This window comes from Burkholderia sp. AU33423, assembly GCF_002223135.1.
Classification (GTDB): domain Bacteria; phylum Pseudomonadota; class Gammaproteobacteria; order Burkholderiales; family Burkholderiaceae; genus Burkholderia; species Burkholderia lata_D.
The window spans coordinates 864,835-888,013 of record NZ_NKFH01000004.1 but is presented as its reverse complement, the minus strand read 5'-3'; the positions used below and the strand labels follow the sequence as shown (position 1 = coordinate 888,013).

The window sequence follows — 23,179 nt, the reverse complement described above, 5'->3', positions numbered from 1 at the left end:
GCCATGGAAAGCCCCTGGTCGTGGCGGGCCGATATCAGGGGTCGGACGATTTTTCGCCCCTGGATTGCGGTGGCGACGCGTCCTTCTTTATAGGTATCGCAAACCTTTGCGTCTGACGAAATCACGGCGCCCCGAAGGCGCCGTGTGCGGGTTCGCCGGAGCACCGGCGCGCAGGTGTTTGACCTGACGCGCCGGGCCCGCGCGTCAGGCCGTCGCCGCGCGCACCGCGTCGGCAATCGTCTCCGCATGGCGGACCGCGTCGGCGGCCTGCTGCGCTTCGACCATCACGCGCAGCACGGGCTCCGTGCCCGATGCGCGGATCAGCACGCGGCCGCTGCCGGCGAGCGCGGCCTCGGCTGCGTCGATCGCGGCGCGAATCGACGTGCTGCCCTTCCAGTCGGCGCCCGGCTTCATTCGCACATTGATCAGCTTCTGCGGGAACAGCGTGACGCCGTCGAGCATCTGCGCAAGGGTCTTGCCGCTGCGCTTCAGCGCGGCCAGCACGAGCAGCGCCGACACGATGCCGTCGCCGGTCGAGTGGCGGTCGAGCGACAGGATGTGGCCCGAACCTTCCGCGCCGAGCTGCCAGCCGTGCTCGCGCAGTTGCTCGAGCACGTAGCGATCGCCGACCGCCGCGCGGACGAACTTCACGCCCTCGCGCTGCAGCGCGACTTCGACCGCGAGGTTCGTCATCAGCGTGCCAACCGCGCCTTCGACCTTGCCGTCGGTCGCGACCCGGTCCTTCACGAGCACGTAGAGCAGCTCGTCACCGTTGTACAGCCGACCGGTCGCGTCGACCACTTGCAGGCGGTCGGCATCGCCGTCGAGCGCGATGCCGAGGTCGGCGTGGTTCGCGCGCACCGCGCGCACCAGCGCGTCCGGCGCGGTCGCCCCGACGCCATCGTTGATGTTGAAGCCGTTCGGCGCGACGCCGATCGGGATCACGTCCGCGCCGAGTTCGTGGAACACATGCGGCGCGATCTGGTACGCGGCGCCGTGCGCGCAGTCGATCACGAGCTTCAGCCCGCGCAGGTTGAACGCGGCCGGGAACGTGCTCTTGCAGAACTCGATGTAGCGGCCGGCCGCGTCGTCGAGGCGGCGCGCCTTGCCGAGGCCGTCCGACGACGCGCACTCGAGCGGCTTGTCGAGCCACGCTTCGATCGCGGCTTCGGTGTCGTCCGGCAGCTTGTTGCCGTCGGCGGAGAAGAACTTGATCCCGTTGTCGTGATACGGGTTGTGCGACGCGCTGATCACGACGCCCGCCGACAGGCGCAGCGCACGCGTCAGGTACGCGACACCCGGCGTCGGCATCGGGCCGGCCAGCATCACGTCGACGCCCGCCGCCGAGAACCCGGCCTCGAGCGCGGCTTCGAGCATGTAGCCCGACACGCGCGTGTCCTTGCCGATCAGCACGGTCGGGCGCGAGCCTGCCGCAACATCGGCCGAGCTGGCCAGTACCTTGCCGGCTGCGTAGCCGAGACGCAACACGAAATCCGGCGTGATGGGTGCCTCACCCACCGTGCCGCGAATGCCGTCCGTGCCGAAATATCGACGTCCCATGGTGAATCTTCCTCCTTCGTCTTCTGACTTATCGTTGCCGCGCGGCTTCGCGCACGGCAACCCAGATTTTCAGCGCGTCGACCGTCGCCGCGACGTCGTGCACGCGCACGATTGCCGCCCCGCGCTCGACCGCGCACACTGCGGCCGCCACGCTCGCCGCGACGCGCTCCATCGGCGGCTTGCCGCCGATCACCGCGCCGAGCATCGACTTGCGCGACATGCCCGCGAGTATCGGATACGCGCGGCCGTCGGGCCGCGCGGGTGCCGTGCCCGGCAACGCGGCCAGCAATGCATAGTTGTCGTCGACGACCGCCTTGCCGAATCCGAAACCGGGATCGACGCAGATCCGCTCCGGCACAATCCCCGCATCGCGCAGCGCCTGCGTGCGCTCGGCGAGAAAATCGCGCACATCGGTCACGACGTCGCCGTAATCGGGTTCGCCGACCTGCATCGTCTGCGGCTCACCAAGCATGTGCATCGCACACAGCCCGCAGTTGCCGTCGCGCACCGCGTCGATCGCGCCCGGCTGGCGGAACCCCCAGATGTCGTTGATCAGGTCGGCGCCTGCCGCCAGCGCCGCACGCATCACGGCCGGCTTGTAGGTATCGATCGACAGCGGCACGTTCAGCGGCCGCAGCGCTTCGACGAGCGGGATCACGCGTGCGAGTTCCTCGTCGAGCGGCACGGGCGGCGCGCCGGGGCGCGTCGATTCGCCGCCGATATCGAGAAGGTCGACGCCTTCGGCAATCATCCGCTCGGCCTGGCGCAGCGCATCGTCACGCGCGAGGAAGCGGCCGCCGTCGGAGAACGAATCAGGCGTGGCGTTGAGGATGCCCATCACGAGCGGGCGTTCGAACGTCAGTTCGAAGCGGCCGCACTGGAGTGGCGCGGGAATGAATGGGGAAACAGCGGAATCGGACACGAGCAACTGGCGTGAATGAATGCAAAACGGGCCGGTGTGAAGCCACACCAGCCCGTGAACGGCGCTAAAGCGGAGATTATGCCGCCGGCGAAGCCGGCGCCGGCGCGTTGCCGGGCTTCACCTCGGCGCTGCTGCCACCACCCGACGAATCGCCGCCGACAGCCGGCGAGCTCTTCGGGGAGCGCGGCGGACGGCCTTCCATGATGTCGTTGATCTGATCGGCATCGATCGTCTCCCACTCCATCAGCGCGGCGGTCATCGCTTCGACCTTGTCGCGGTTCTCTTCGAGCAGGCGGCGCGCAAGGCCGTACTGTTCGTCGAGCACGCGGCGGATTTCCGAATCGACCTTCTGCTGCGTCGCTTCCGAGATCGTGCGCGTGAAGCCGCGGCCGAACGGCGATGCATCGTTTTCGTCGTCGACGTAGACCATCGGCCCGAGCGCGTCGGTCATGCCGAAACGGGCCACCATCGCGCGTGCCGTCTGCGTTGCCTTGTTGAAGTCGTCCGATGCGCCGGTGCTGACCAGGTTCATGAACAGCTCTTCCGCCACCCGGCCACCGAACAGGATCGCAAGGCGGTCCATCAGGTAGTCCTTCGAGTACGTTTCGTTGTCATGCTCCGGCAGCTGCCACGTGACACCCAGCGCGCGACCGCGCGGGATGATCGTGACCTTGTGCACGGGGTCCGCCTTCGGCAGCAGCTTCGCGATCACCGCGTGGCCCGACTCGTGATAAGCGGTCGCACGCTTCGCTTCTTCGCGGATCACGGCCGACTTGCGCTCCGGACCCATGAAGATCTTGTCCTTCGCGTCTTCGAAATCCTGCATCTCGACGATGCGCTTGCCGCGACGTGCGGCGAACAGCGCAGCCTCGTTCACGAGGTTCGCGAGATCGGCGCCCGAGAAGCCCGGCGTGCCGCGTGCGATGACTGCCGCATCGACGTCGTTCGCGATCGGCACCTTGCGCAGGTGCACGCGCATGATCTGCTCGCGGCCGCGGATGTCCGGCAGACCGACGTAGACCTGGCGGTCGAAACGGCCCGGACGCAGCAGCGCCTTGTCGAGCACGTCGGAACGGTTGGTTGCGGCGATCACGATCACGCCCGAGTTCGCCTCGAAGCCGTCCATCTCGACGAGCATCTGGTTCAGCGTCTGTTCGCGTTCGTCGTTACCGCCGCCCATGCCGGCGCCGCGATGACGGCCGACCGCGTCGATTTCGTCGATGAACACGATACACGGTGCATGCTTCTTCGCCTGCTCGAACATGTCGCGCACACGAGCCGCGCCGACGCCGACGAACATTTCGACGAAGTCCGAACCCGAGATGCTGAAGAACGGCACCTTCGCTTCACCCGCGATCGCGCGAGCCAGCAACGTCTTGCCGGTACCCGGGGGGCCGACGAGCAGCACGCCGCGCGGAATGCGACCGCCCAGCTTCTGGAATTTCTGCGGATCGCGCAGGAAGTCGACGAGCTCGGACACTTCTTCCTTCGCTTCGTCGCAGCCCGCGACGTCGGAGAAGTTCACCGCGTTGTTGTTCTCGTCGATCAGCCGCGCGCGCGATTTCCCGAACGAGAATGCGCCGCCTTTGCCGCCTCCCTGCATCTGCCTCATCATGTAGAACCAGAACACGATGATCAGGATCGTCGGCCCGAGGTAGTACAGCGCGGACATCAGCGCATTCGGCTCATCGTCGGCCTTGCCGCTGACCTGCACGCCGTACTTCATCAGATCGCCAACCATCCAGATGTCGCCGGGCGACACGATCTGGTATTTCTGGCCATCAGCCGGAGTGACGGTGAGGTTGCGCCCCTGAACGATGACGTTCTTGACCTTGCCGTTCTTGGCGTCGTCCATGAACTGCGAATAGGACACGCCTTCCTGGACGCGGGGCTTGTCGAACTGCTTGAACACCGTAAACAGCACCAGTGCGATCACCAGCCACACCGCTGCCTTCGAAAACATATTGTTGTTCAAAGCACCACTCCTTCACTCGTAGACGAGCGCCTACATTTTCCTTGCGGCGCCCCTCGGTCATTCTAATCCAGTCCGACCACCCTCGCCATAAGCATTGACAACCGCCGCGATAGCGCTTCGCTTGTCTGGCAAGGGCCGGAGCCCGTTTGCGGCACTTCGCTGCGCATCAGCGCGGACGTTTCAGATGCCGACCCAAAATGAACGTTTCGGACGATTTGTCGCGGGACGCCTTCGGCTTGCGCGGCGCGACGGTCTTAAACTGCTGTTTGAATTTCTCGACGATCTGGCTGTAGCCGCTGCCGTGAAAGCATTTCACGAGCAGCGCACCATCCGGCTTCAGATGATTCTGCGCAAATTCGAGCGCCAGATCGCACAGATGCTCGATGCGCGCCGCGTCTGCCGAGGCCACGCCAGAGAGGTTGGGGGCCATGTCGGAAATAACAAGGTCCACCGCGCGCCCTTCGAGCACTTCTTCGAGCTGGTGAAGGACTTCGTCCTCGCGGAAGTCGCCCTGCAGGAAGTGGACGTCGGCGATCGGCTCCATCGGCAGGATGTCGAGCGCCACGATCGTGCCGTCGATGCCGCCTTCGCGTTCCGCGTCACGCTTCTTGCCCTGCGCGAGCTTGTTGCGGGCATACTGGCTCCAGCTGCCCGGCGTCGCGCCGAGGTCGACGATCACCTGGCCCGGACGGATCAGCTTGTCCTGCTCGTCGATTTCCTTCAGCTTGTACGCGGCGCGCGCGCGATAGCCCTCCCGCTGCGCCATTTTGACGTAGGGGTCGTTGATGTGGTCGTGCAGCCAGTGCTGGTTGAAGCGGTTTTTTGCCATTCGAGAGAGAGATTGCTGCCCATTGCTTCGTGAAGCCGCGCTTTTAGCGGATAATACGCGTCTTCTTCGCGCGGCTGCGGCCCCTTTTCAGGCCCAAGCCGCGATTTTACGTGGTTTCGGCGCACGGCTGACGCGGTAACTTCCCGCGATCGCTATTCAGTCAGCGCGCCCTTATTTAGATTTCGACATTTCCATGCCCGCCCTTTCGCTTTCTCCCGCCGAGCGCTCCGCGCTGCGCTCCCAGGCCCATGCGCTCAAGCCCGTCGTGCTGATCGGCGCCGAAGGGCTCACCGACGCCGTACTGAAGGAAATCAAGGTGCACCTCGATGCGCACCAGCTGATCAAGATCCGTGTGTTCGGCGACGAACGCGACGAGCGCATCGCGATCTACGACGAGATCTGCGACCGCCTGAGCGCGGCGCCGATCCAGCACATCGGCAAGCTGCTGGTGATCTGGAAGCCCGAAGCCGCCGCAGCGGCCCCGTCCCGCGGCCGTCGTGCCGGCACGCTGCCGAGCGCGGCCGAAGCCGTCGACGACAAGAAAGGCCGTGCACCGCGCACCGTCAAGGTCGTCAAGGTGTCGCCGAACGCGAGCCCCGTGCGTCGCCCGCGGCCGGTCAAGGTCACGGTGCGCGGCAACGAGCGCGTGACGGCAGGCGGTAACGTGAAGCGCGCCAAGAAGCGCCAGGCCAGCACGAAGCGTCCGTTCCAGGACAAGTAAGCATCGAGGCGGCACGGCTCACCGTGCCACCACCCTGCCCGCGGGCCCGGCATCGACCGGGCCTGCGCGGCATTCGCGTCAGGCGTCGCGCGCCGGCAGACGCCAGATCAGCATCAGCCCCAGCACGCTCTCGACGAGGTAGAACACGCTCGAGACGCCGTGCAGCATCCCGAAGCGGCTCGCATACGGCGAGTTCGCGATATCGGTGCCCGCGTCCATTGCGGCCACCCGCAGCGCGTTCATGAACGGCTGCAGCGCGAAATACCCGACCAGCACACACACGACCATCGCGGCGACGATCCAGCGCACGCGGCGATACTCGCTGCTGCCGCGCCGCACCTGCTGGTTCGACAAGGCGAGCAGCAGCACGCCGCACACGACACCGAGGATCGCCTCGATACGGAACAACTGGGCGGCGACCGAACCGGCCGTCATCCGCTCCAGCGTCTTGAACAGCACGGGCGCGACCGCATACCCGATCGTCAGCAGGCTGCCGACCCACACGGCCGACAGCAGACGGAACACGCGATGCGGCATCACGTCGCCCCGCTTCAGATGTAGCTGACCGAGATGATTTCGTACTCGCGCACGCCGCTCGGCGCCTGCACGGCCGCGACGTCGCCTTCGGACTTGCCGATCAGCGCGCGTGCGATCGGCGAACTGACCGAGATCAGGCCGTGGTCGATATCGGCTTCGTCGTCACCGACGATCTGGTACTTGACGGTGTCGCCCGACTCGAGATCCTCGAGTTCGACGGTCGATGCGAAAACCACACGGCCTTCGGCATCGAGCACGGTGGGATCGATGACCTGCGCGGCCGACAGCTTCGATTCGAGTTCCGCGATACGACCCTCGATGAAGCCCTGCTTTTCCTTCGCGGCATCGTATTCGGCGTTTTCGGACAGGTCGCCCTGTGCGCGGGCCTCCGCGATCGCGTTGATCACGGCCGGCCGCTCGACGGACTTGAGGCGCTGCAATTCATCGCGCAGGAGTTCCGCGCCACGCTTTGTCAACGGAATGGTGCTCATAAACGGCTCAATCGCTAAAAACGGCTTTAAAAAAAATCACCGCGATTAAGCGCGTTTCCGATGCACTGGAAACACCGCCTAATCGCGGCACGTGTTGCTTCGACAGGTAACTGACTGCTTAGTTTAGGCGAGCGTGAAGACCTTGTAAATCATAGACTTCCAGATCCTTCAGGTAGCGCAGGCCTTCAACCGCCGCGCGCGCGCCCGACATCGTCGTGTAGTACGTGACCTTGTGCGCCTGCGCGCTCATGCGGATCGAACGCGAATCGGCGATCGCCTGGCGCGTTTCGTCGACCGTCGTGAACACGAGTGCGATCTCGCCGTTCTTGATCATGTCGACGATGTGCGGACGGCCGTCCTTCACCTTGTTCACGACCTTCACCGGCACGCCGGCCGCTTCGATCGCGGCAGCCGTACCCTTGGTCGCGACGATCGGGTAGCCGAGGTCGTGCAGCATGCGCGCGACTTCGACCGCCTTCGGCTTGTCGGCGTCCATCACGGTCAGCAGCACCGTGCCCGACTCCGGCAGGCGCGAACCGGCCGCGAGCTGCGACTTGAACAGCGCTTCGCCGAACGTCTGGCCGACACCCATCACTTCGCCGGTCGAACGCATTTCAGGCCCGAGGACCGGATCGACGGTCGGGAACTTGACGAACGGGAACACCGCTTCCTTCACGCTGAAGTACGGCGGCTCGACTTCCTTCGTCACGCCCTGCTGCGCGAGCTTCTGGCCGACCATCGCACGCGCCGCGATCTTCGCGAGCGGCAGGCTGGTCGCCTTCGACACGTACGGCACCGTGCGCGATGCGCGCGGGTTCACTTCCAGCACGTAGATGATGTCCTGCTTCGAACCGTCCGCCTGCGGCACCTGCTGGATCGCGAACTGCACGTTCATCAGGCCGACCACGTTCAGCGCCTTCGCCATCGCGCCCGTCTGGCGCTTCAGTTCGGCAACGGTTTCCTTCGACAGCGAGTACGGCGGCAGCGAGCATGCCGAGTCGCCCGAGTGGACGCCCGCCTGCTCGATGTGCTCCATCACGCCGCCGATGAACACGGCTTCGCCGTCGCAGATACAGTCGACGTCGCACTCGATCGCATCGTTCAGGAAGCGGTCGAGCAGCACCGGCGAATCGTTCGACACCTTCACGGCCTCGCGCATGTAGCGCTCGAGGTCACGCGGCTCGTGGACGATTTCCATCGCGCGGCCGCCCAGCACGTACGACGGGCGCACGACCAGCGGATAGCCGATTTCGTCGGCCAGCGCGAGCGCTTCGTCTTCGGCGCGTGCGGTGCGGTTCGGCGGCTGGCGCAGGCCGAGGTCCTGCAGCAGCTTCTGGAAGCGTTCGCGGTCTTCGGCCGCATCGATCATGTCCGGCGACGTGCCGACGATCGGCACACCGTGCGCTTCGAGGTCGAGCGCGAGCTTCAGCGGCGTCTGGCCGCCGTACTGGACGATCACGCCGACCGGCTTTTCCTTGTCGACGATTTCGAGCACGTCCTCGAGCGTCAGCGGCTCGAAGTACAGGCGGTCGGACGTGTCATAGTCGGTCGACACCGTTTCCGGGTTGCAGTTGACCATGATCGTTTCGTAGCCGTCCTCGCGCATCGCGAGCGCCGCGTGCACGCAGCAGTAGTCGAACTCGATGCCCTGGCCGATCCGGTTCGGGCCGCCGCCCAGCACCATGATCTTCTTGTTGGTGGTCGGCTGCGCCTCGCACTCTTCCTCATAGGTCGAGTACATGTAGGCGGTCTTCGTCGCGAACTCGGCCGCGCAGGTGTCGACGCGCTTGTAGACCGGGCGCACGTTGAGTTCGATGCGGCGCTTGCGGACGTCTTCCGGCGTCGCGCCGAGCAGCTTCGCGAGGCGGCGGTCGGAGAAGCCGCTCTGCTTCAGGTAGCGCAGTTCGTCGAACGACAGCGACGCGAGCGTGCGGCCGCCGAGCGCCTTTTCCTTCAGGATGATCTGCTCGATCTGCTCGAGGAACCACGGGTCGATCGCGGTTTCCGCGAAGATTTCCTGGGCCGTCATGCCGATCCGGAACGCATCGCCGACGTACCAGATGCGGTCCGGGCCCGGCTCGTGGATCTCGATCGCGATCTCGTCGCGGTTGGTCGACTTCTCGTCGAGACCGTCGACGCCCACTTCGAGACCGCGCAGCGCCTTCTGGAACGATTCCTGGAACGTGCGGCCGATCGCCATCACTTCGCCGACCGACTTCATCTGCGTGGTCAGGCGCGAATCGGCTTCGCGGAATTTCTCGAACGCGAAGCGCGGGATCTTCGTGACGACGTAGTCGATCGTCGGCTCGAACGACGCCGGGGTCTGGCCGCCGGTGATTTCGTTCTTCAGCTCGTCGAGCGTGTAGCCGACCGCCAGCTTCGCCGCGACCTTCGCGATCGGGAAGCCCGTCGCCTTCGATGCGAGCGCCGACGAACGCGACACGCGCGGGTTCATTTCGATGACGACCATGCGGCCGTCCCGCGGGTTGATCGAGAACTGCACGTTCGAGCCGCCCGTGTCGACGCCGATCTCGCGCAGCACCGCGAGCGATGCGTTACGCAGGATCTGGTATTCCTTGTCGGTGAGCGTCTGCGCCGGCGCGACCGTGATCGAGTCGCCGGTGTGCACGCCCATCGGGTCGAGGTTCTCGATCGAGCAGACGATGATGCAGTTGTCGGCGCGGTCGCGCACGACTTCCATCTCGTATTCCTTCCAGCCGAGCAGCGATTCTTCGATCAGCAGCTCGCGCGTGGGCGAGAGATCCAGGCCGCGCTTGCAGATCTCTTCGAACTCTTCGCGGTTGTAGGCAATGCCGCCGCCCGAACCGCCGAGCGTGAACGACGGGCGGATCACGACCGGGTAGCCGCTGCCGCCGGTGAGCGCCATGATCTCGGCGTGCACCTGGGTCGCTTCTTCCATCGAGTGCGCGATGCCCGACTTCGCGGAACCGAGACCGATCTTGGTCATCGCTTCCTTGAACTTCTGGCGGTCTTCCGCCTTGTCGATCGCTTCCGGCGACGCGCCGATCAGCTCGACGCCGAACTTCTCGAGCACGCCGTGGTGGTGCAGGTCGAGCGCGCAGTTCAGTGCGGTCTGGCCGCCCATCGTCGGCAGGATCGCGTCCGGGCGCTCCTTCTCGATGATGCGCGCGACGACTTCCCACGTGATCGGCTCGATGTAGGTCACGTCGGCCGTGTTCGGGTCGGTCATGATCGTCGCCGGGTTGCTGTTGACGAGAACGACCTTGTAGCCCTCCTCACGCAACGCCTTGCAAGCCTGCGCGCCCGAATAGTCGAACTCGCACGCCTGGCCGATGATGATCGGGCCGGCGCCGATGATGAGGATGCTCTTGATGTCTGTGCGTTTTGGCATGGCTTGTGAATTCAATAAGTAATCGTTGTCGTGGGTCGGCCGGCTGCGCTCAGCTCATCGTGGCGAGTGCGAGCTTCACCGAGAATCCGATGAACAGGCCACCCACGCTGCTCGCCGCGCCTGCTGCAAGCTTGCGGCGGCGGCGGAAGTGCTCGGCAAGCCGCGCACCGGCGAAGATCAGCGTGCTCAGGTACAGGAAGCTCGCGCATTGCGCGATCGCCCCGAGCACGACGAACGACAGCGCGGGATGCGGGAATGCCGGGTCGACGAACTGGATGAAGAACGAGATGAAGAACAGGATCGCCTTCGGATTCAGCAGGCTCACGATCAGCGCCTTGCGGAACGGCCGCTCGCCGTCGACCGCGGGCGGCGCATCGGCCGGCGCATGGGCCGGTGCGCGCAGCTTCCGCCACGCGCTGCGCAGCATGCCGGTGCCGATGTAGAGCAGATACGCGGCGCCGCCGTACTTGACGACGGAGAACAGCAGCGGGTTCGCCTTCAACAGCGACGCGACGCCGGCGGCGGACAGCACCATCAGCACCGTGTCGCCGACGAACACACCGCACGCCGCGCGATAGCCGGCCTTCACGCCGCGCTGCGCCGCGAGCGACAGCACGTACATCGAGTTCGGCCCCGGCAGCAGGATGATGAAGATCACGCCGAACACGTAGGTCCAGATATCCGTGATGCCGAGTGCGTGGCCGAACATGATGCGAATCTCCCGTCCTTCGGTTGCGTCGTTGACGTTAGGCGTTGCGCTGCTTCGCCGCGTCCATCAGCGCGGTGAAACGGTCGAACAGGTAGCCGATGTCGTGCGGGCCGGGCGACGCTTCCGGGTGGCCCTGGAAGCAGAATGCCGGCTTGTCGGTCAGCTCGAAGCCCTGCAGCGTGCCGTCGAACAGCGACACGTGCGTCACGCGCGCGTTGGCCGGCAGCGAATCCGCGTCGACCGCGAAGCCGTGGTTCTGCGACGTGATCACCACGCGACCGTCGCCGAGATCCTTCACCGGGTGGTTCGCGCCGTGGTGGCCCGTCTTCATCTTCAGCGTCTTCGCGCCGACCGCGAGGCCCATGATCTGGTGACCCAGGCAGATGCCGAAGGTCGGCACGCCGCGCTCGATGAACTGCTTCGTGGCCGCGATCGCGTAGTCGCACGGTTCCGGATCGCCGGGGCCGTTCGACAGGAACACGCCGTCCGGATTCAGCGCGAGCGCATCTTCCGCGCTCGCCTGTGCCGGCAGCACCGTCACGTGGCAGCCGCGCTCCGCGAGCATGCGCAGGATGTTGTACTTGACGCCGAAATCGTACGCGACGACGCGGTACTTCGGCGCTTCCTGCATGCCGTAGCCGCCTTCGAGGCGCCATTCGGTCTGCTTCCATTCGAACGGCTTCGTGGTCGACACGACCTTCGCGAGATCCATGCCCGCGAGACCCGGGAACGAGCGCGCGAGCTCGATCGCCTTCGCTTCGTCGTCCGAGCCCGTCAGGATGCAGCCGTTCTGCGCGCCCTTGTCGCGCAGGATGCGGGTCAGCTTGCGGGTGTCGATGCCGGCGATCGCGACGACGCCTTCGTCGCGCAGGTAATCGCCGAGCGTGCGGTCCATGCGGAAGTTCGATGCGAGCGAGGGCAGATCACGGATGATCAGGCCGGCGGCATGGACTTTCGTAGCTTCGACGTCTTCGGCGTTGACGCCGACGTTGCCGATATGCGGATAGGTGAGCGTGACGATCTGGCGCGAGTAGCTCGGATCAGTCAGGATTTCCTGATAGCCGGTGATCGCGGTATTGAACACGACTTCGCCGATCGTGTGGCCTTCGGCCCCGATCGAATAACCACGAAAGACCGTGCCGTCGGCGAGTGCAAGCAAGGCGGGAGTAAAAGACGGCAACACGGGAGGCTCCTTGGGGAACACCCTGCTGCCGACCTGTTTACCCTGCCGCGCGAGCGCCGCGCTGCGTGGGCGCGCGTGGTCGCTTGCTGGACGCGGCCTGCGTTGTCGAGACGCGAACCCGGCGCGTGGCGCACGAGGCTTCGCGGCATCGCCCGGCAGGCGGCGTGCGGCGGATGAACGGGATGAATGAGGTAGGCGCTAGGGTGCGAGGTTGATCAGCACAAACTTTCAAATTATAGCCTGAAAATGGCCCTATCTTCAATTGATATGGCCGTCCGATCGTGCGCGCGCCACGTCCGGCGACGCGGCACAACGCGCTGCGGCCCCGTTTACGCGGCCGCCCTACCCGTCAGCGTACCGCCGGATCAGTGCGCTTGACCAGCGCCGCGCGCGGGCCAGACGTACCAGACCGCGCTCGCGAGCTGCAGCGCGAGCAGCACGCCCCATGCAGTGAAATGCGCGGCCGCCGGGTAGCGGCCGTCGACCGCCGGCCAGTGCGACAGCACCGCGCCGACACCGATCTGGAACGCAAAGATCAGCACGAAGATCACGAGCGTGAGCGTCGTGTTCGCGCGGCCGATCAGGTGAGCGGGAAAATGCCCGGCCATCACCGCGTAGGTCAGGATGCCGACGCCGCCGAACATCCCGTAGGCGGCCCACAGCACGGCCGGCGGCAACGGCACGCGCGCGACGATCACGGCCTGCGTCGCGACGAACAGCGCCATGCCCACGCCGCAGAACGCGTACACGGACACGCCGCGCCGCTCGAGCACCCGCGCCGCGGCGCCGAAGCCGACGCAGCCGGCCATCATCGCGAAGCCGAGCACCGACACGAGGCGTGCGGCATGCGACGCATCGAACCCCGCGACATCGCGCAGGTACGGTCCGACCCACAGCGACTGCATCGCATAGAACACGCCCTGCGTGACAACGGAAAACGACGAGATCTTCCAGAACGCACGGCTGCTCAGGATGTGCCACGTGCCCTTGAACTGGCTGACGAGCCCGCCCTGGTGGCGCACCTGCCGCGCCTCCGGTGCGCCCAGCCCGATCGACGCCGCGACGATCACCGTCAGCACCGCGAGGCCGAAGCAGATCGCGCGCCAGCTCGTCCAGCCGAGCAGCCAGGTGAGCGGCGAGCCGACCATCACGCCGCCGAGCCCGCCCACGGCCATCACGAGGCCGTTGACGAGCGGCAGCCGGCCGACCGGGAAATGCTGCGCGAGCGCCTTGAACGCCGCGCCGAGACACACCGAGACGCCGACGCCGATCAGCAGCCGGCCGACCATCATCGTGCCGAGGCTGTGCGCGGCGCCGAACACGGCCGCGCCGGCGGCCGCGAACAGCAGCATGCCGGCCGTCACGCGGCGCGGGCCGAAGTGGTCGAGCATCACGCCGGCCGGGATCTGCGCGCCCGCGAAGCCGAGGAAATAAAGACTGGTGAGCAGGCCGAGATCGGCGGCCGACAACCCGAGCTCGTGCGTGACGAACGGCGCGAAACCCAGATTGACACCGCGAAACACGTACGACACGAAATACCCGACCGAAAACAGCGCGAGCACCCTCACCTGCACCGACGACATCACCTCTCCTTGTTATATGAAGGCCTTCGAAGCAGCGCCCCCGCGCCGCGCACAAACAAAAACGCCGTCACCTCGGTGACGGCGTTTCCTTGCATTTCGTCGGATGATACCGCAACCGCGCGAACCGGGCCGGCCGCACGATGCGCTCGCGACTGCGTTACTTCTTCTTGCCCTTGTGCGCAGCGGCCTTGGCCGGTGCCGCCTTCGCCGATTTGGCGGCCGGCTTCGCCGCGCCGCGCTTCGCGCCGTGCGACTTGCCGCCCACCGCCAGGCTCGCGCGCTCGATGTGCGCCCCGCCGGCCGACGTCGCGATCCGCTCCGGACCGGGTTCCGCCGGCACCGAACGGCCGACCGGCACGTGCAGCACGAGCGCCTGGCCCGGCATCGCGAGATCGCGGTGCGTACGGTTCCACGCCTTGAGCTGGCCGACCGACACGCCGTAGCGGCCGGCGATCGCCGCCATCGACTGCTTGCGGCGTACGCGGATCAGCATCTTGCGCGTGTCGGGTACGTCGGGTTCCATCGCGAGCGCGCCGTTTTCGGCGACGTCGGCGCTGATGTCCTCGTCGTCGTCATCGCCGCGCGGCACGACGATCGTCGAGCCCGGCTTCAGGCGCATGCCGGCCGGAATCTTGTTGATCGACATCAGCGTATCGGCGTCCACGCCGATCTTCTCGGCGATCGCGGCCGGCCGCGCCCGTTCGCTGACCGTATAGGTGGTCCACGACGACAGCTGGCCGTTGTACGCCTTCAGGTTCTTCTCGAACGCCGACGCGTTGTCGAACGGCAGCAGGATCTGCGGTTCGGTCGCGCCGAGAATCACCGGCTTCGAGAACGACGGGTTCAGCGAGCGGAATTCGTCGAGCGACAGGTTCGCGAGCTTCGCGGCCACCGCCACGTCGATGTCGCGCGACGTCGTGACCGTCACGAAATACGGGTGGTTCGGGATGTCCGGCAGCGCGAGGCCGTACTGCTGCGGATTCGCGATGATGTTCTTCACCGCCTGCAGCTTCGGCACGTAGTTGCGCGTCTCGTTCGGCATCCGCAGGTTCAGGTAGTCGGTCGGCAGGCCGGCCGCCTGGTTGCGCGCGATCGCGCGCTGCACGTTGCCCTCGCCCCAGTTGTACGCGGCCAGCGCGAGATACCAGTCGCCGAACATGTCATGCAGGCGCGACAGGTAGTCGAGCGCGGCGCTCGTCGACGCGAGCACGTCGCGGCGCTCGTCCTGCCACATGTTGCGCTTCAGGTTGTACGTGCGGCCCGTGCCGGGCATGAACTGCCACATGCCGGCCGCCTTCGCGACCGACAGCGCCTGCGGGTTGTACGCAGACTCGATGAACGGCAGCAGCGCGAGCTCGGTCGGCATGTGACGCGCCTCGAGTTCCTCGACGATGTGGTACAGGTACTTCTGCGAGCGCTCGGTCATGCGCTGCACGTAGTCCGGGCGCTGCGTGTACCACGTGGTCTGCATGTCGACGAGGTCGGTCTGCAGGTCCGGCATCTGGAAACCGCGGCGGATGCGACCCCAGAGATCGGAGTCTGCACTGGTCAGGTCGCCGACGGATTGCTTGTCGACGTCGACAGTTTCTTTGGCGGTGGCTGATTTACGGAGGTAGGTGGACGTCGCCTGCGAATCGGCGGCGTTGTTGGCGACAGGGGCCTGGCTCGCACAAGCGGCGAGCAGCAGAACCACCATCGCACTCAATATAAGTCGCATGAAAATCTCTGCTTCCGACGGCTGGAAATTGCAGGCGATACTACGGAAGTGCGTGCTTCACGTCAATAAAAACACCGAAAACTCAGCGAAATCCTACATTTGGAGCAATTTTTACAGACACTGCTTGAGCTTTGGAGTCCTCCGGAAATCATCATCGGAACCGGTTTTTCCACTCGCGCATCAGCGTGAACGCTGTCAGACGATCCGGCACCGTTTCGTGCAGTTCGGCCTCGAGCGTCGCGCGGATCGCATCGCTGTCCGCACGCATGAACGGGTTAACGGCGCGTTCATGCGCGATCGTAGTGGGCAGTGTCGGCACGCCGCGCGCGCGCAGCGCCTGTGCGTCGTCGCGCCACGTGGCGAGCGCCGCATTGCCGGGTTCGCACGCGAGCGCGAAGCGGATGTTGGACAACGTGTATTCGTGTGCGCAATGCACGTGGGTGTCGCCCGGCAACGCCGCGAGCGCGTCGAGCGACGCGAGCATCTGCGCGGGCGTGCCTTCGAACAGGCGCCCGCAACCGCACGAGAACAGCGTGTCGCCGCAGAACACGTGCGGCGCCGCGTTGCCCGGCCCGGCCGCCTGGAAATAGGCGATGTGGCCGCGCGTATGGCCCGGCACGTCGAGCACGTCGAACGTGGCGGCCGGCGCGTCGAGCGTCACGCGCGCGCCGCCCGAAAGCGGCCGCGTGACCACGCCGATCGCCTCGGCCGCGGGGCCGTAAACGACGAGCGGAACATCGTCCGGTTGGCTATCGCGCAGGGCCGCGACACCGCCGACGTGGTCGGCATGATGGTGCGTGAGTAAAATAGCGGTCAACCGCCAGCCTCGTTCGGCAAGAACCCGGCGCACCGGCGCGGCTTCACCCGGGTCGACGGCGACCGCATCGCGGCCGTCCGAGACGAGCCAGATATAGTTGTCATCGAATGCCGGAACCGGCACGTATTCCAGCTCGTTCATGGGCGCCCAATCATCGTTATGTCCGATCGTCAAATTATAGACTGGCCCGCCTGGACCGACTCACCACCCGGCCGCTACGTGCTGGGCTGGGAGCAGGCGCAGCTCGACCGGATCGTGTCCGACGTCTTCGGGTTCCACGCGCTGCAGCTCGGCCTGCCGCAGCTCGACGCGCTGCGCGAGAACCGCATGCCGTATCGCGGCCTCGTGCTCGATCCGGCGAGCGGCGCGAGCGCGCCGTACCAGTATCCGTGGGCGCGCGAAGCGCATGCGCCCGAGCACGCGCCCGACGGCCGCAGCACGACCTGGTGCGACCTGCTCGACCTGCCGTTCGAGTCGCAGAGCGTCGACCTGATCGTGATGCCGCACACGCTCGAATTCACGTCCGATCCGCACCGGCTGCTGCGCGAGGCCGAGCGCGTGCTGATGCCGGAAGGCCAGCTCGTGATCACCGGCTTCAATTCGCTCAGCCTGTGGGGCATGCGGCAATCGTTCGGGCGCATGGCGAACCGCCCGTTCGTGCCGGCCACGCGCGACCAGATCGCGTTCATCCGGCTCAAGGACTGGATCAAGCTGCTCGGCTTCGACCTCGAACGCGGCCGCTTCGGCTGCTACCGGCCGCCGCTCGCCACCGACCAGTGGCTGGCCCGCTACGGCTTCATGGAAGCCGCCGGCGACCGCTGGTGGCCGATCTTCGGCGCCGTCTACATGGTGACGGCCGTCAAGCGCGTGCGCGGCATGCGCCTCGTCGGCCAGATCCGGATGAAGAAGCCCGTGCTCGCACCGGGCCTGACGCCGGCGGCCTCCCCGACCACCCATCAAGAACATTCATGACTACCGATACCATCGACATCTATACCGACGGCGCCTGCAAGGGCAACCCCGGCCCCGGCGGCTGGGGCGCACTGATGCGCTACGGCGACAAGGAGAAGGAGCTGTTCGGCGGCGAGCCCAACACGACCAACAACCGCATGGAGCTGATGGGCGTGATCGCCGCGCTCGAAGCGCTGAAGCGGCCGTGCCAGGTGATCGTGCATACCGACTCGCAATACGTGCAGAAAGGCATCAGCGAGTGGATCCACGGCTGGAAGAAGAAAGGCTGGGTCACCGCGGCAAAGACGCCCGTGAAGAACGCCGACCTGTGGAAGCGGCTCGACGCGCTCGTCGCGCAGCACGAGGTCGAGTGGCGCTGGGTCAAGGGCCACGCGGGCCATCCCGAAAACGAGCGCGCGGACGCGCTCGCGAATCGCGGCGTCGAATCGCTCACGGCCTGAACGCGGGCCGCTCCCCTGTTTCCTTTGTTTTTCCCGACATGCGCCAGATCATTCTCGATACCGAAACCACCGGCCTGAACGCCCGCACGGGCGACCGCCTCATCGAAATCGGCTGCGTCGAGCTGCTGAACCGGCGGCTCACCGGCAACAACCTGCACTTCTACGTGAACCCGGAGCGCGACAGCGATCCGGGCGCACTGGCGGTGCACGGCCTCACGACCGAATTCCTGAGCGACAAGCCGAAATTCGCGGAAGTCGCCCACCAGATCCTCGACTTCGTGAAGGATGCCGAGCTGATCATCCACAACGCGCCGTTCGACCTTGGCTTCCTCGATGCGGAATTCGCGCGGCTCGGCCTGCCGCCGTTCACCGAGCATTGCGGCGGCGTGATCGACACGCTGGTGCAGGCCAAGCAGATGTTCCCGGGCAAGCGCAACTCGCTCGACGCGCTGTGCGACCGCTTCGGCATCAGCAACGCGCACCGTACGCTGCACGGCGCACTGCTCGACTCGGAGCTGCTCGCCGAGGTGTATCTGGCCATGACGCGCGGCCAGGACAGCCTCGTGATCGACATGCTCGACGACGCGGGCGCCGACGGCGGTGCCGCCAACGGCCAGCGCGTGTCGCTCGCCGCGCTCGATCTGGCCGTGGTGGCCGCAAGCGACGACGAACTCGCCGCACACCAGGCGCAGCTCGACGAGCTCGACAAATCGGTCAAGGGCACCTGCGTGTGGCGCACGTCCGCCGCCGCAGGCGTCGCCGAAACGGCTTGAAGCAGAGGCGGCCGGCGGTTCGCGCCGCGGCCGCGCTCACGCGCGCGGCTGCAGTGCGATGACCGCCATTCCGCCGAGCGCAAGCATCGCGCCGGCCACGTCCCAGCGGGTCAGCGCAACGCCATCGACCACCCGCAGCCAGACCAGCGCCACCGCGATATAAACGCCGCCGTACGCGGCATAGGTGCGCCCCGCCGCACTCGGGTGCAGCGTCAGCAGCCACGCGAACAGCGCGAGCGACAGCGCGGCCGGCACCAGCAACCACACCGGCCGGCCGCCCTTTAGCACGAGCCACGGCAGGTAACAGCCGACGATTTCGGCCAGCGCGGTGGCGGCAAACAGCGCCGCGATCCTCATCAGTTCGGTCATCCGGTTCCTCGTGAATTCGGCCCCTGTCACCAGGAGCCGCACGGCCCCGCCGTGCGCCGCCGATCATACCCGAGCCGCCTCCGCCGGACGCCCCACCAGCCGGGCGTTTCCCGGCAATTTGCACGATCATCCGTCATCGTGCTATCATGTCGCCTGTTTCAACATTCAATCTCTGTCTATTCGATTCCGAGAGAAGTCCGTCCGCGCGTTGCGGGCCGGCGCTTCGACCGAAATTGCACACACAGGAAAGCCCGCCCGACAGGCCCGCTTTTCTCGTTTCGTTGCCCCTCCGGGGCGCTTGCCGGAACGCTGGACACCGTCCGCACCGGCAGCTGCCGCCTGCATCACGCGGCCCATTCTTCATGAGCGCACTGTCGCGACGGCCCATCGGGCCCGCGTCGAAGCAGCCCCTTACGGCCCTTTACCGCCCATCGTGCAGTAAGTGCTTAAAGGTCTGCCCCGACGCGCCGCAGCCGACATCGCGCTCGCCGGCAAACCGTGTCGGACGGCTCGCCCGTTCGGCGCAGTCAAAGGAGTGCATGACCTTGACCGCAACACACGTCAGCCCGACCGCTGCTTCTTCCACCGCTTCGTCGTCCGGCGAAGCCCCGCTCGTCGCGGACGACATCACCGTCGTCGACCAGAGCCTCCTCAAGCGCGCCGTCAGCGCCATGGCCATCGGCAATGCGATGGAATGGTTCGACTTCGGCGTGTACAGCTACATCGCCGTCACGCTCGGCAAGGTGTTCTTCCCGTCCAGCAGCCCGTCCGCGCAGCTGCTCGCGACCTTCGGCACGTTCGCGGCCGCGTTCCTCGTGCGCCCGCTCGGCGGCATGGTGTTCGGCCCGCTCGGCGACCGCATCGGCCGCCAGCGCGTGCTCGCCGCCACGATGATCATGATGGCCGTCGGCACGTTCGCGATCGGCCTGATCCCCAGCTACGCGTCGATCGGCATCATGGCGCCCGTGCTGCTGCTCGTCGCCCGCCTCGTGCAGGGCTTCTCGACCGGCGGCGAATACGGCGGCGCAGCCACCTTCATCGCCGAATTCTCGACCGACAAGCGCCGCGGCTTCATGGGCAGCTTCCTCGAGTTCGGCACGCTGATCGGTTACGTGATGGGCGCGGGCGTCGTCGCGCTGCTCACCGCGTCGCTGTCGCAGGAAGCGCTGCTGTCGTGGGGCTGGCGCGTGCCGTTCCTGATCGCCGGCCCGCTCGGCCTGATCGGTCTCTACATCCGGATGAGGCTCGAGGAAACGCCCGCGTTCAAGCGCCAGGCCGAAGAGCGCGAAGCGCAGGACAAGGCCGTGCCGAAGGCGCGCTTTCGCGAAACGCTGATGCGCAACTGGCGCGCCCTGCTGCTGTGCGTCGGCCTCGTGCTGATCTTCAACGTGACCGACTACATGGTGCTGTCGTACCTGCCGAGCTTCATGTCGTCGACGCTGCACTTCGACGAATCGCACAGCCTCGTGCTCGTGCTGATCGTGATGGTCCTGATGATGCCGCTGACGCTCGCCGCCGGCCGCCTGTCGGACAAGATCGGCCGCAAGCCCGTGATGCTCGCCGGCTGCGTCGGCCTGCTCGCGCTGTCGATCCCGTCGATGATGCTGATCCACGCGGGCACCACGGCGTCGGTGTTCGGCGGCCTGCTGATCCTCGGCGTGCTGCTGTCGTGCTTTACCGGCGTGATGCCGTCGGCGCTGCCGGCGCTGTTCCCGACCGAGATCCGCTACGGCGCGCTCGCGATCGGCTTCAACGTGTCGGTGTCGCTGTTCGGCGGCACGACGCCGCTCGTGACCGCCTGGCTGGTCGATGTCACGCACAACCTGATGATGCCCGCGTACTACATGATGGGCGCCGCCGTGATCGGCATCGTGTCGGTCGTCGCGCTCGCCGAAACCGCGCGCCAGCCGCTCAAGGGCTCGCCGCCGGCCGTCGCGTCGCGCCGCGAAGCCCACCAGCTCGTGCGCCAGATGCGCGAGGACGACGAATCGGAGATGTACGGTGTCGCGTCGCCGGCACGCGCCTGAGCGTCGCCATCGGGTAGGGAGAGGGGTTACCCCCTCAGCCCTCCCACACCACCGTACGTGCGGTTCCGCATACGGCGGTTCATCAAGAACGCTGGAGGCGCTGCTGAGTATCCAGCAGCGAGACCAACCCCAAGGCGTCGAAGTAGCGTTTCGGGAAGGCCGCGTTCATGTGGCTCGCTCCCGCGTTCCACCATGGCCCTCGCCCATTGCGGGACGATTGCCATGCGCGTGCCTCCGTGAGGCCCCTTCGACGCAACATGATCGCGCGGGCTCCCCGGCGTTTCGCCTGTCTCCATAGAAGACTGCGCATTCGCCGTCTGACCCACCCGTCCAGTTCCTCCAACGCGCCTTTGACCTCCGTGTGCCGGAAGTAGCTTATCCAGCCGCGAAGCACCGGGTTCAGCGCCTCGATCGTCTGCGATACGCTACGCCCTCGGCCCGGACGCATCAGCTCCTTGACCCGCGCCGTCAGCCTCTTCAGGCTCTCCGGCGCGATTCGCAGCCTCGCCTGACGATGCATCGTCACGCTGTAGCCCAGGAACTTGCGCGCCCACGGTCGTGCACACGTGCTCTTCGCCTCGTTGATTCGCAGCCTCAGGCGCTTCTCGAGAAACGCCTTCATCTGTATCAACAGCCGCTCGCCCGCCACCTTGCTTCGAACATAGATGTTGCAGTCGTCCGCATAGCGGCAGAACGCGTGGCCGCGTCGCTCAAGCTCGCGGTCCCAATCCGTCAGCAGGATGTTCGACAGCAGCGGCGAGAGCGGCCCGCCTTGCGGCGTCCCCTCCCGTCGCACCGTCACCATCCCGCCTCGCATCAGGCCCGCCTCCAGATACCGCCGGATCAGCTTGAGCACCCGATCATCCTTTACCTGCCGGGCCACCCGCGACATCAGGATGTCGTGGTTCACCCGGTCGAAGAACTTCTCCAGATCGATGTCCACCACCCAGCGAAGGCCTTCCTGCACGTACTGTCGTGCCTTCAGCACCGCCTGCTGCGCGCTGCGTCGCGGCCTGAAGCCGTAGCTCGACTCGGAGAACCCCGGCTCGAACATCGGTTGGAGTACTTGGTGCAGCGCTTGCTGGATCAGCCGGTCCAGCACCGTCGGGATGCCCAGTGTCCTTACCCCGCCCGCAGGCTTCGGTATATCCACCGCGCGCACCGCCGCCGGTACGTATCGCCCTTCCAGCAGCGCCGCCTTCACGCTCGGCCAATGTACCTTCAGCCAGCCTTTGAACTGCTCCACCGGCAAGTCATCGACTCCCGGTGCGCCACGGTTCTCGACCACCCGTCGATACGCCAGCCACAGGTTGCTGCGTTCTACCACCGCCTCCATCAGCGATGGCCCCTCCGCTTTCGCTTGCCCGGTAGCCGCCGCGCCAACCTCCGCACCACGCGCGCCATCCCCAGGGTTCCGCCCCGGCTCCTGCGTCATGGCCCCGTTCTCACGGGCTTGTGCTTCATCGGCTCGCATCGAGTCTCCACCGTCCTAATCGCGGTCCTTCATGTTCGGGCCTTCAGCCTCGCGGCCTACTATGCCCTCTGCTGACTTCTGCATGGCCATCCCGACGCCTCTCGACGCCAGTAGCACTTCGGCAGCCGTGCAGATCTCCCCGGGTATTGCGCACCCACCTTCGCGCTTATGCCTGTCGGATATACGCCGCATCGTCCCGTGCAAGTTTCGGGCTTCGGCCTTTATGGCTGCCTTACCCCGATGCGTCGCCTCTTATCCGCTTCCTGTTCGTCAGGCCAGCGCTTTGCCTCGGGCTTCCTTCAGACTCGCAGTCACCCACGACGCCCTTGCCTCTAGCTAACACTTCCCCTTGCCGGGCGTGTAGAGGACTTTCACCTCCTAGTGAGTGCGCCCTGCCGGGCGCACCATGAAAAAGCCCCGGCCGAAGCCGGGGCCCGATCGAACCCGATCCGCCCGACCGGCTTGCGCCGGCCGGGCTTTTTTCATCCATTCGACGCCAGCGCGCTCATGCCTGCGCTTCGCAGTGGCGGCAGAAAATCAGCGCTCGCGAGCGCGACACGGCGGCCTGCGCACCGCGCGCCGCGACGATCAGCCCGATCTGACCGAGATTGAAATCGCGCTCGACCATCAACTGCGTCAGCGCAGCAAGCGGCAACACGAGGGACGGGTGGTACAGGCTCGATTCGATCAGGGCTTTCATCAGCGGC

At 66.2% G+C, this 23,179-nt stretch carries 20 protein-coding genes; 5 read left to right on the top strand and 15 right to left on the bottom strand.

Annotated features, from left to right (window positions below; translation table 11 throughout):
• Positions 1 to 204: 204 nt before the first annotated feature.
• From glmM to CFB50_RS06820, 4 genes are all read right to left on the bottom strand, one after another.
• Positions 205 to 1,560, bottom strand: coding sequence for a phosphoglucosamine mutase (gene glmM / locus CFB50_RS06835; RefSeq protein WP_089445337.1), 1,356 nt, complete (start codon positions 1,558 to 1,560; stop codon positions 205 to 207).
• Between the two features lie 28 nt (positions 1,561 to 1,588).
• Positions 1,589 to 2,482, bottom strand: a complete 894-nt coding sequence (folP, locus tag CFB50_RS06830) for a dihydropteroate synthase (protein WP_373452944.1) — start codon at positions 2,480 to 2,482, stop codon at positions 1,589 to 1,591.
• A 76-nt stretch (positions 2,483 to 2,558) separates the two neighbouring features.
• A complete protein-coding gene (ftsH, locus tag CFB50_RS06825; RefSeq protein WP_069247647.1) occupies positions 2,559 to 4,457 on the bottom strand; it encodes an ATP-dependent zinc metalloprotease FtsH in 1,899 nt (632 codons plus the stop codon).
• A 166-nt stretch (positions 4,458 to 4,623) separates the two neighbouring features.
• The gene (locus CFB50_RS06820) at positions 4,624 to 5,286 is read right to left on the bottom strand and encodes an RlmE family RNA methyltransferase (protein WP_046545366.1); all 663 of its coding nucleotides are present in this window, start codon (positions 5,284 to 5,286) and stop codon (positions 4,624 to 4,626) included.
• Positions 5,287 to 5,479: 193 nt separating this feature from the next.
• Here CFB50_RS06820 and CFB50_RS06815 point away from each other — a divergent pair, with 193 nt between their 5' ends.
• A complete protein-coding gene (locus CFB50_RS06815) occupies positions 5,480 to 6,007 on the top strand; it encodes a YhbY family RNA-binding protein (RefSeq protein ID WP_089445335.1) in 528 nt (175 codons plus the stop codon).
• A 78-nt stretch (positions 6,008 to 6,085) separates the two neighbouring features.
• Here CFB50_RS06815 and CFB50_RS06810 read toward each other — a convergent pair whose 3' ends face one another.
• From CFB50_RS06810 to gloB, 8 genes are all read right to left on the bottom strand, one after another.
• Positions 6,086 to 6,544 carry a DUF4149 domain-containing protein gene (locus tag CFB50_RS06810; RefSeq protein ID WP_006497614.1) on the bottom strand — a complete coding sequence of 153 codons (459 nt, stop codon included), beginning with the start codon at positions 6,542 to 6,544 and terminating at the stop codon, positions 6,086 to 6,088.
• 14 nt (positions 6,545 to 6,558) lie between these two features.
• Positions 6,559 to 7,035, bottom strand: a complete 477-nt coding sequence (gene greA / locus CFB50_RS06805) for a transcription elongation factor GreA (protein ID WP_057927897.1) — start codon at positions 7,033 to 7,035, stop codon at positions 6,559 to 6,561.
• A gap of 118 nt (positions 7,036 to 7,153) precedes the next feature.
• Positions 7,154 to 10,408 carry a carbamoyl-phosphate synthase large subunit gene (carB, locus tag CFB50_RS06800; protein WP_089445334.1) on the bottom strand — a complete coding sequence of 1,085 codons (3,255 nt, stop codon included), beginning with the start codon at positions 10,406 to 10,408 and terminating at the stop codon, positions 7,154 to 7,156.
• Between the two features lie 49 nt (positions 10,409 to 10,457).
• A complete protein-coding gene (leuE, locus tag CFB50_RS06795) occupies positions 10,458 to 11,117 on the bottom strand; it encodes a leucine efflux protein LeuE (protein ID WP_089445333.1) in 660 nt (219 codons plus the stop codon).
• 37 nt (positions 11,118 to 11,154) lie between these two features.
• On the bottom strand, positions 11,155 to 12,300 hold the full coding sequence (gene carA / locus CFB50_RS06790; RefSeq protein ID WP_041492797.1) for a glutamine-hydrolyzing carbamoyl-phosphate synthase small subunit: 1,146 nt from the start codon (positions 12,298 to 12,300) through the stop codon (positions 11,155 to 11,157).
• 365 nt (positions 12,301 to 12,665) lie between these two features.
• Positions 12,666 to 13,883: an MFS transporter gene (locus CFB50_RS06780; protein WP_089445332.1), complete on the bottom strand. Its 1,218-nt coding sequence runs from the start codon at positions 13,881 to 13,883 to the stop codon at positions 12,666 to 12,668.
• 157 nt (positions 13,884 to 14,040) lie between these two features.
• Positions 14,041 to 15,600: a transglycosylase SLT domain-containing protein gene (locus tag CFB50_RS06775; protein ID WP_089445331.1), complete on the bottom strand. Its 1,560-nt coding sequence runs from the start codon at positions 15,598 to 15,600 to the stop codon at positions 14,041 to 14,043.
• A gap of 151 nt (positions 15,601 to 15,751) precedes the next feature.
• Positions 15,752 to 16,558, bottom strand: a complete 807-nt coding sequence (gloB, locus tag CFB50_RS06770) for a hydroxyacylglutathione hydrolase (RefSeq protein ID WP_089445330.1) — start codon at positions 16,556 to 16,558, stop codon at positions 15,752 to 15,754.
• 18 nt (positions 16,559 to 16,576) lie between these two features.
• Here gloB and CFB50_RS06765 point away from each other — a divergent pair, with 18 nt between their 5' ends.
• The 3 genes from CFB50_RS06765 to dnaQ are packed head-to-tail and all read left to right on the top strand — an operon-like array spanning position 16,577 to position 18,602.
• Positions 16,577 to 17,389: a class I SAM-dependent methyltransferase gene (locus CFB50_RS06765; protein ID WP_069247641.1), complete on the top strand. Its 813-nt coding sequence runs from the start codon at positions 16,577 to 16,579 to the stop codon at positions 17,387 to 17,389.
• Positions 17,386 to 17,829 (top strand): ribonuclease HI, encoded by a 444-nt coding sequence (gene rnhA / locus CFB50_RS06760; protein WP_039347704.1) that lies wholly within the window; start codon positions 17,386 to 17,388, stop codon positions 17,827 to 17,829. The genes CFB50_RS06765 and rnhA overlap by 4 nt, the downstream gene beginning before the upstream one ends.
• Before the next feature lie 38 nt (positions 17,830 to 17,867).
• On the top strand, positions 17,868 to 18,602 hold the full coding sequence (gene dnaQ / locus CFB50_RS06755) for a DNA polymerase III subunit epsilon (RefSeq protein WP_089445329.1): 735 nt from the start codon (positions 17,868 to 17,870) through the stop codon (positions 18,600 to 18,602).
• 36 nt (positions 18,603 to 18,638) lie between these two features.
• Here dnaQ and CFB50_RS06750 read toward each other — a convergent pair whose 3' ends face one another.
• Positions 18,639 to 18,971 (bottom strand): YnfA family protein, encoded by a 333-nt coding sequence (locus CFB50_RS06750; RefSeq protein WP_089445328.1) that lies wholly within the window; start codon positions 18,969 to 18,971, stop codon positions 18,639 to 18,641.
• Between the two features lie 539 nt (positions 18,972 to 19,510).
• Here CFB50_RS06750 and proP point away from each other — a divergent pair.
• The gene (proP, locus tag CFB50_RS06740) at positions 19,511 to 20,998 is read left to right on the top strand and encodes a glycine betaine/L-proline transporter ProP (RefSeq protein ID WP_089446050.1); all 1,488 of its coding nucleotides are present in this window, start codon (positions 19,511 to 19,513) and stop codon (positions 20,996 to 20,998) included.
• An 82-nt stretch (positions 20,999 to 21,080) separates the two neighbouring features.
• Here the strand turns inward: proP and ltrA are convergent, their stop codons facing one another.
• Positions 21,081 to 22,472 (bottom strand): group II intron reverse transcriptase/maturase, encoded by a 1,392-nt coding sequence (gene ltrA, locus CFB50_RS06735; protein WP_089445327.1) that lies wholly within the window; start codon positions 22,470 to 22,472, stop codon positions 21,081 to 21,083.
• 505 nt (positions 22,473 to 22,977) lie between these two features.
• Positions 22,978 to 23,172: a hypothetical protein gene (locus CFB50_RS06730; protein ID WP_089446049.1), complete on the bottom strand. Its 195-nt coding sequence runs from the start codon at positions 23,170 to 23,172 to the stop codon at positions 22,978 to 22,980.
• Positions 23,173 to 23,179: the final 7 nt, after the last annotated feature.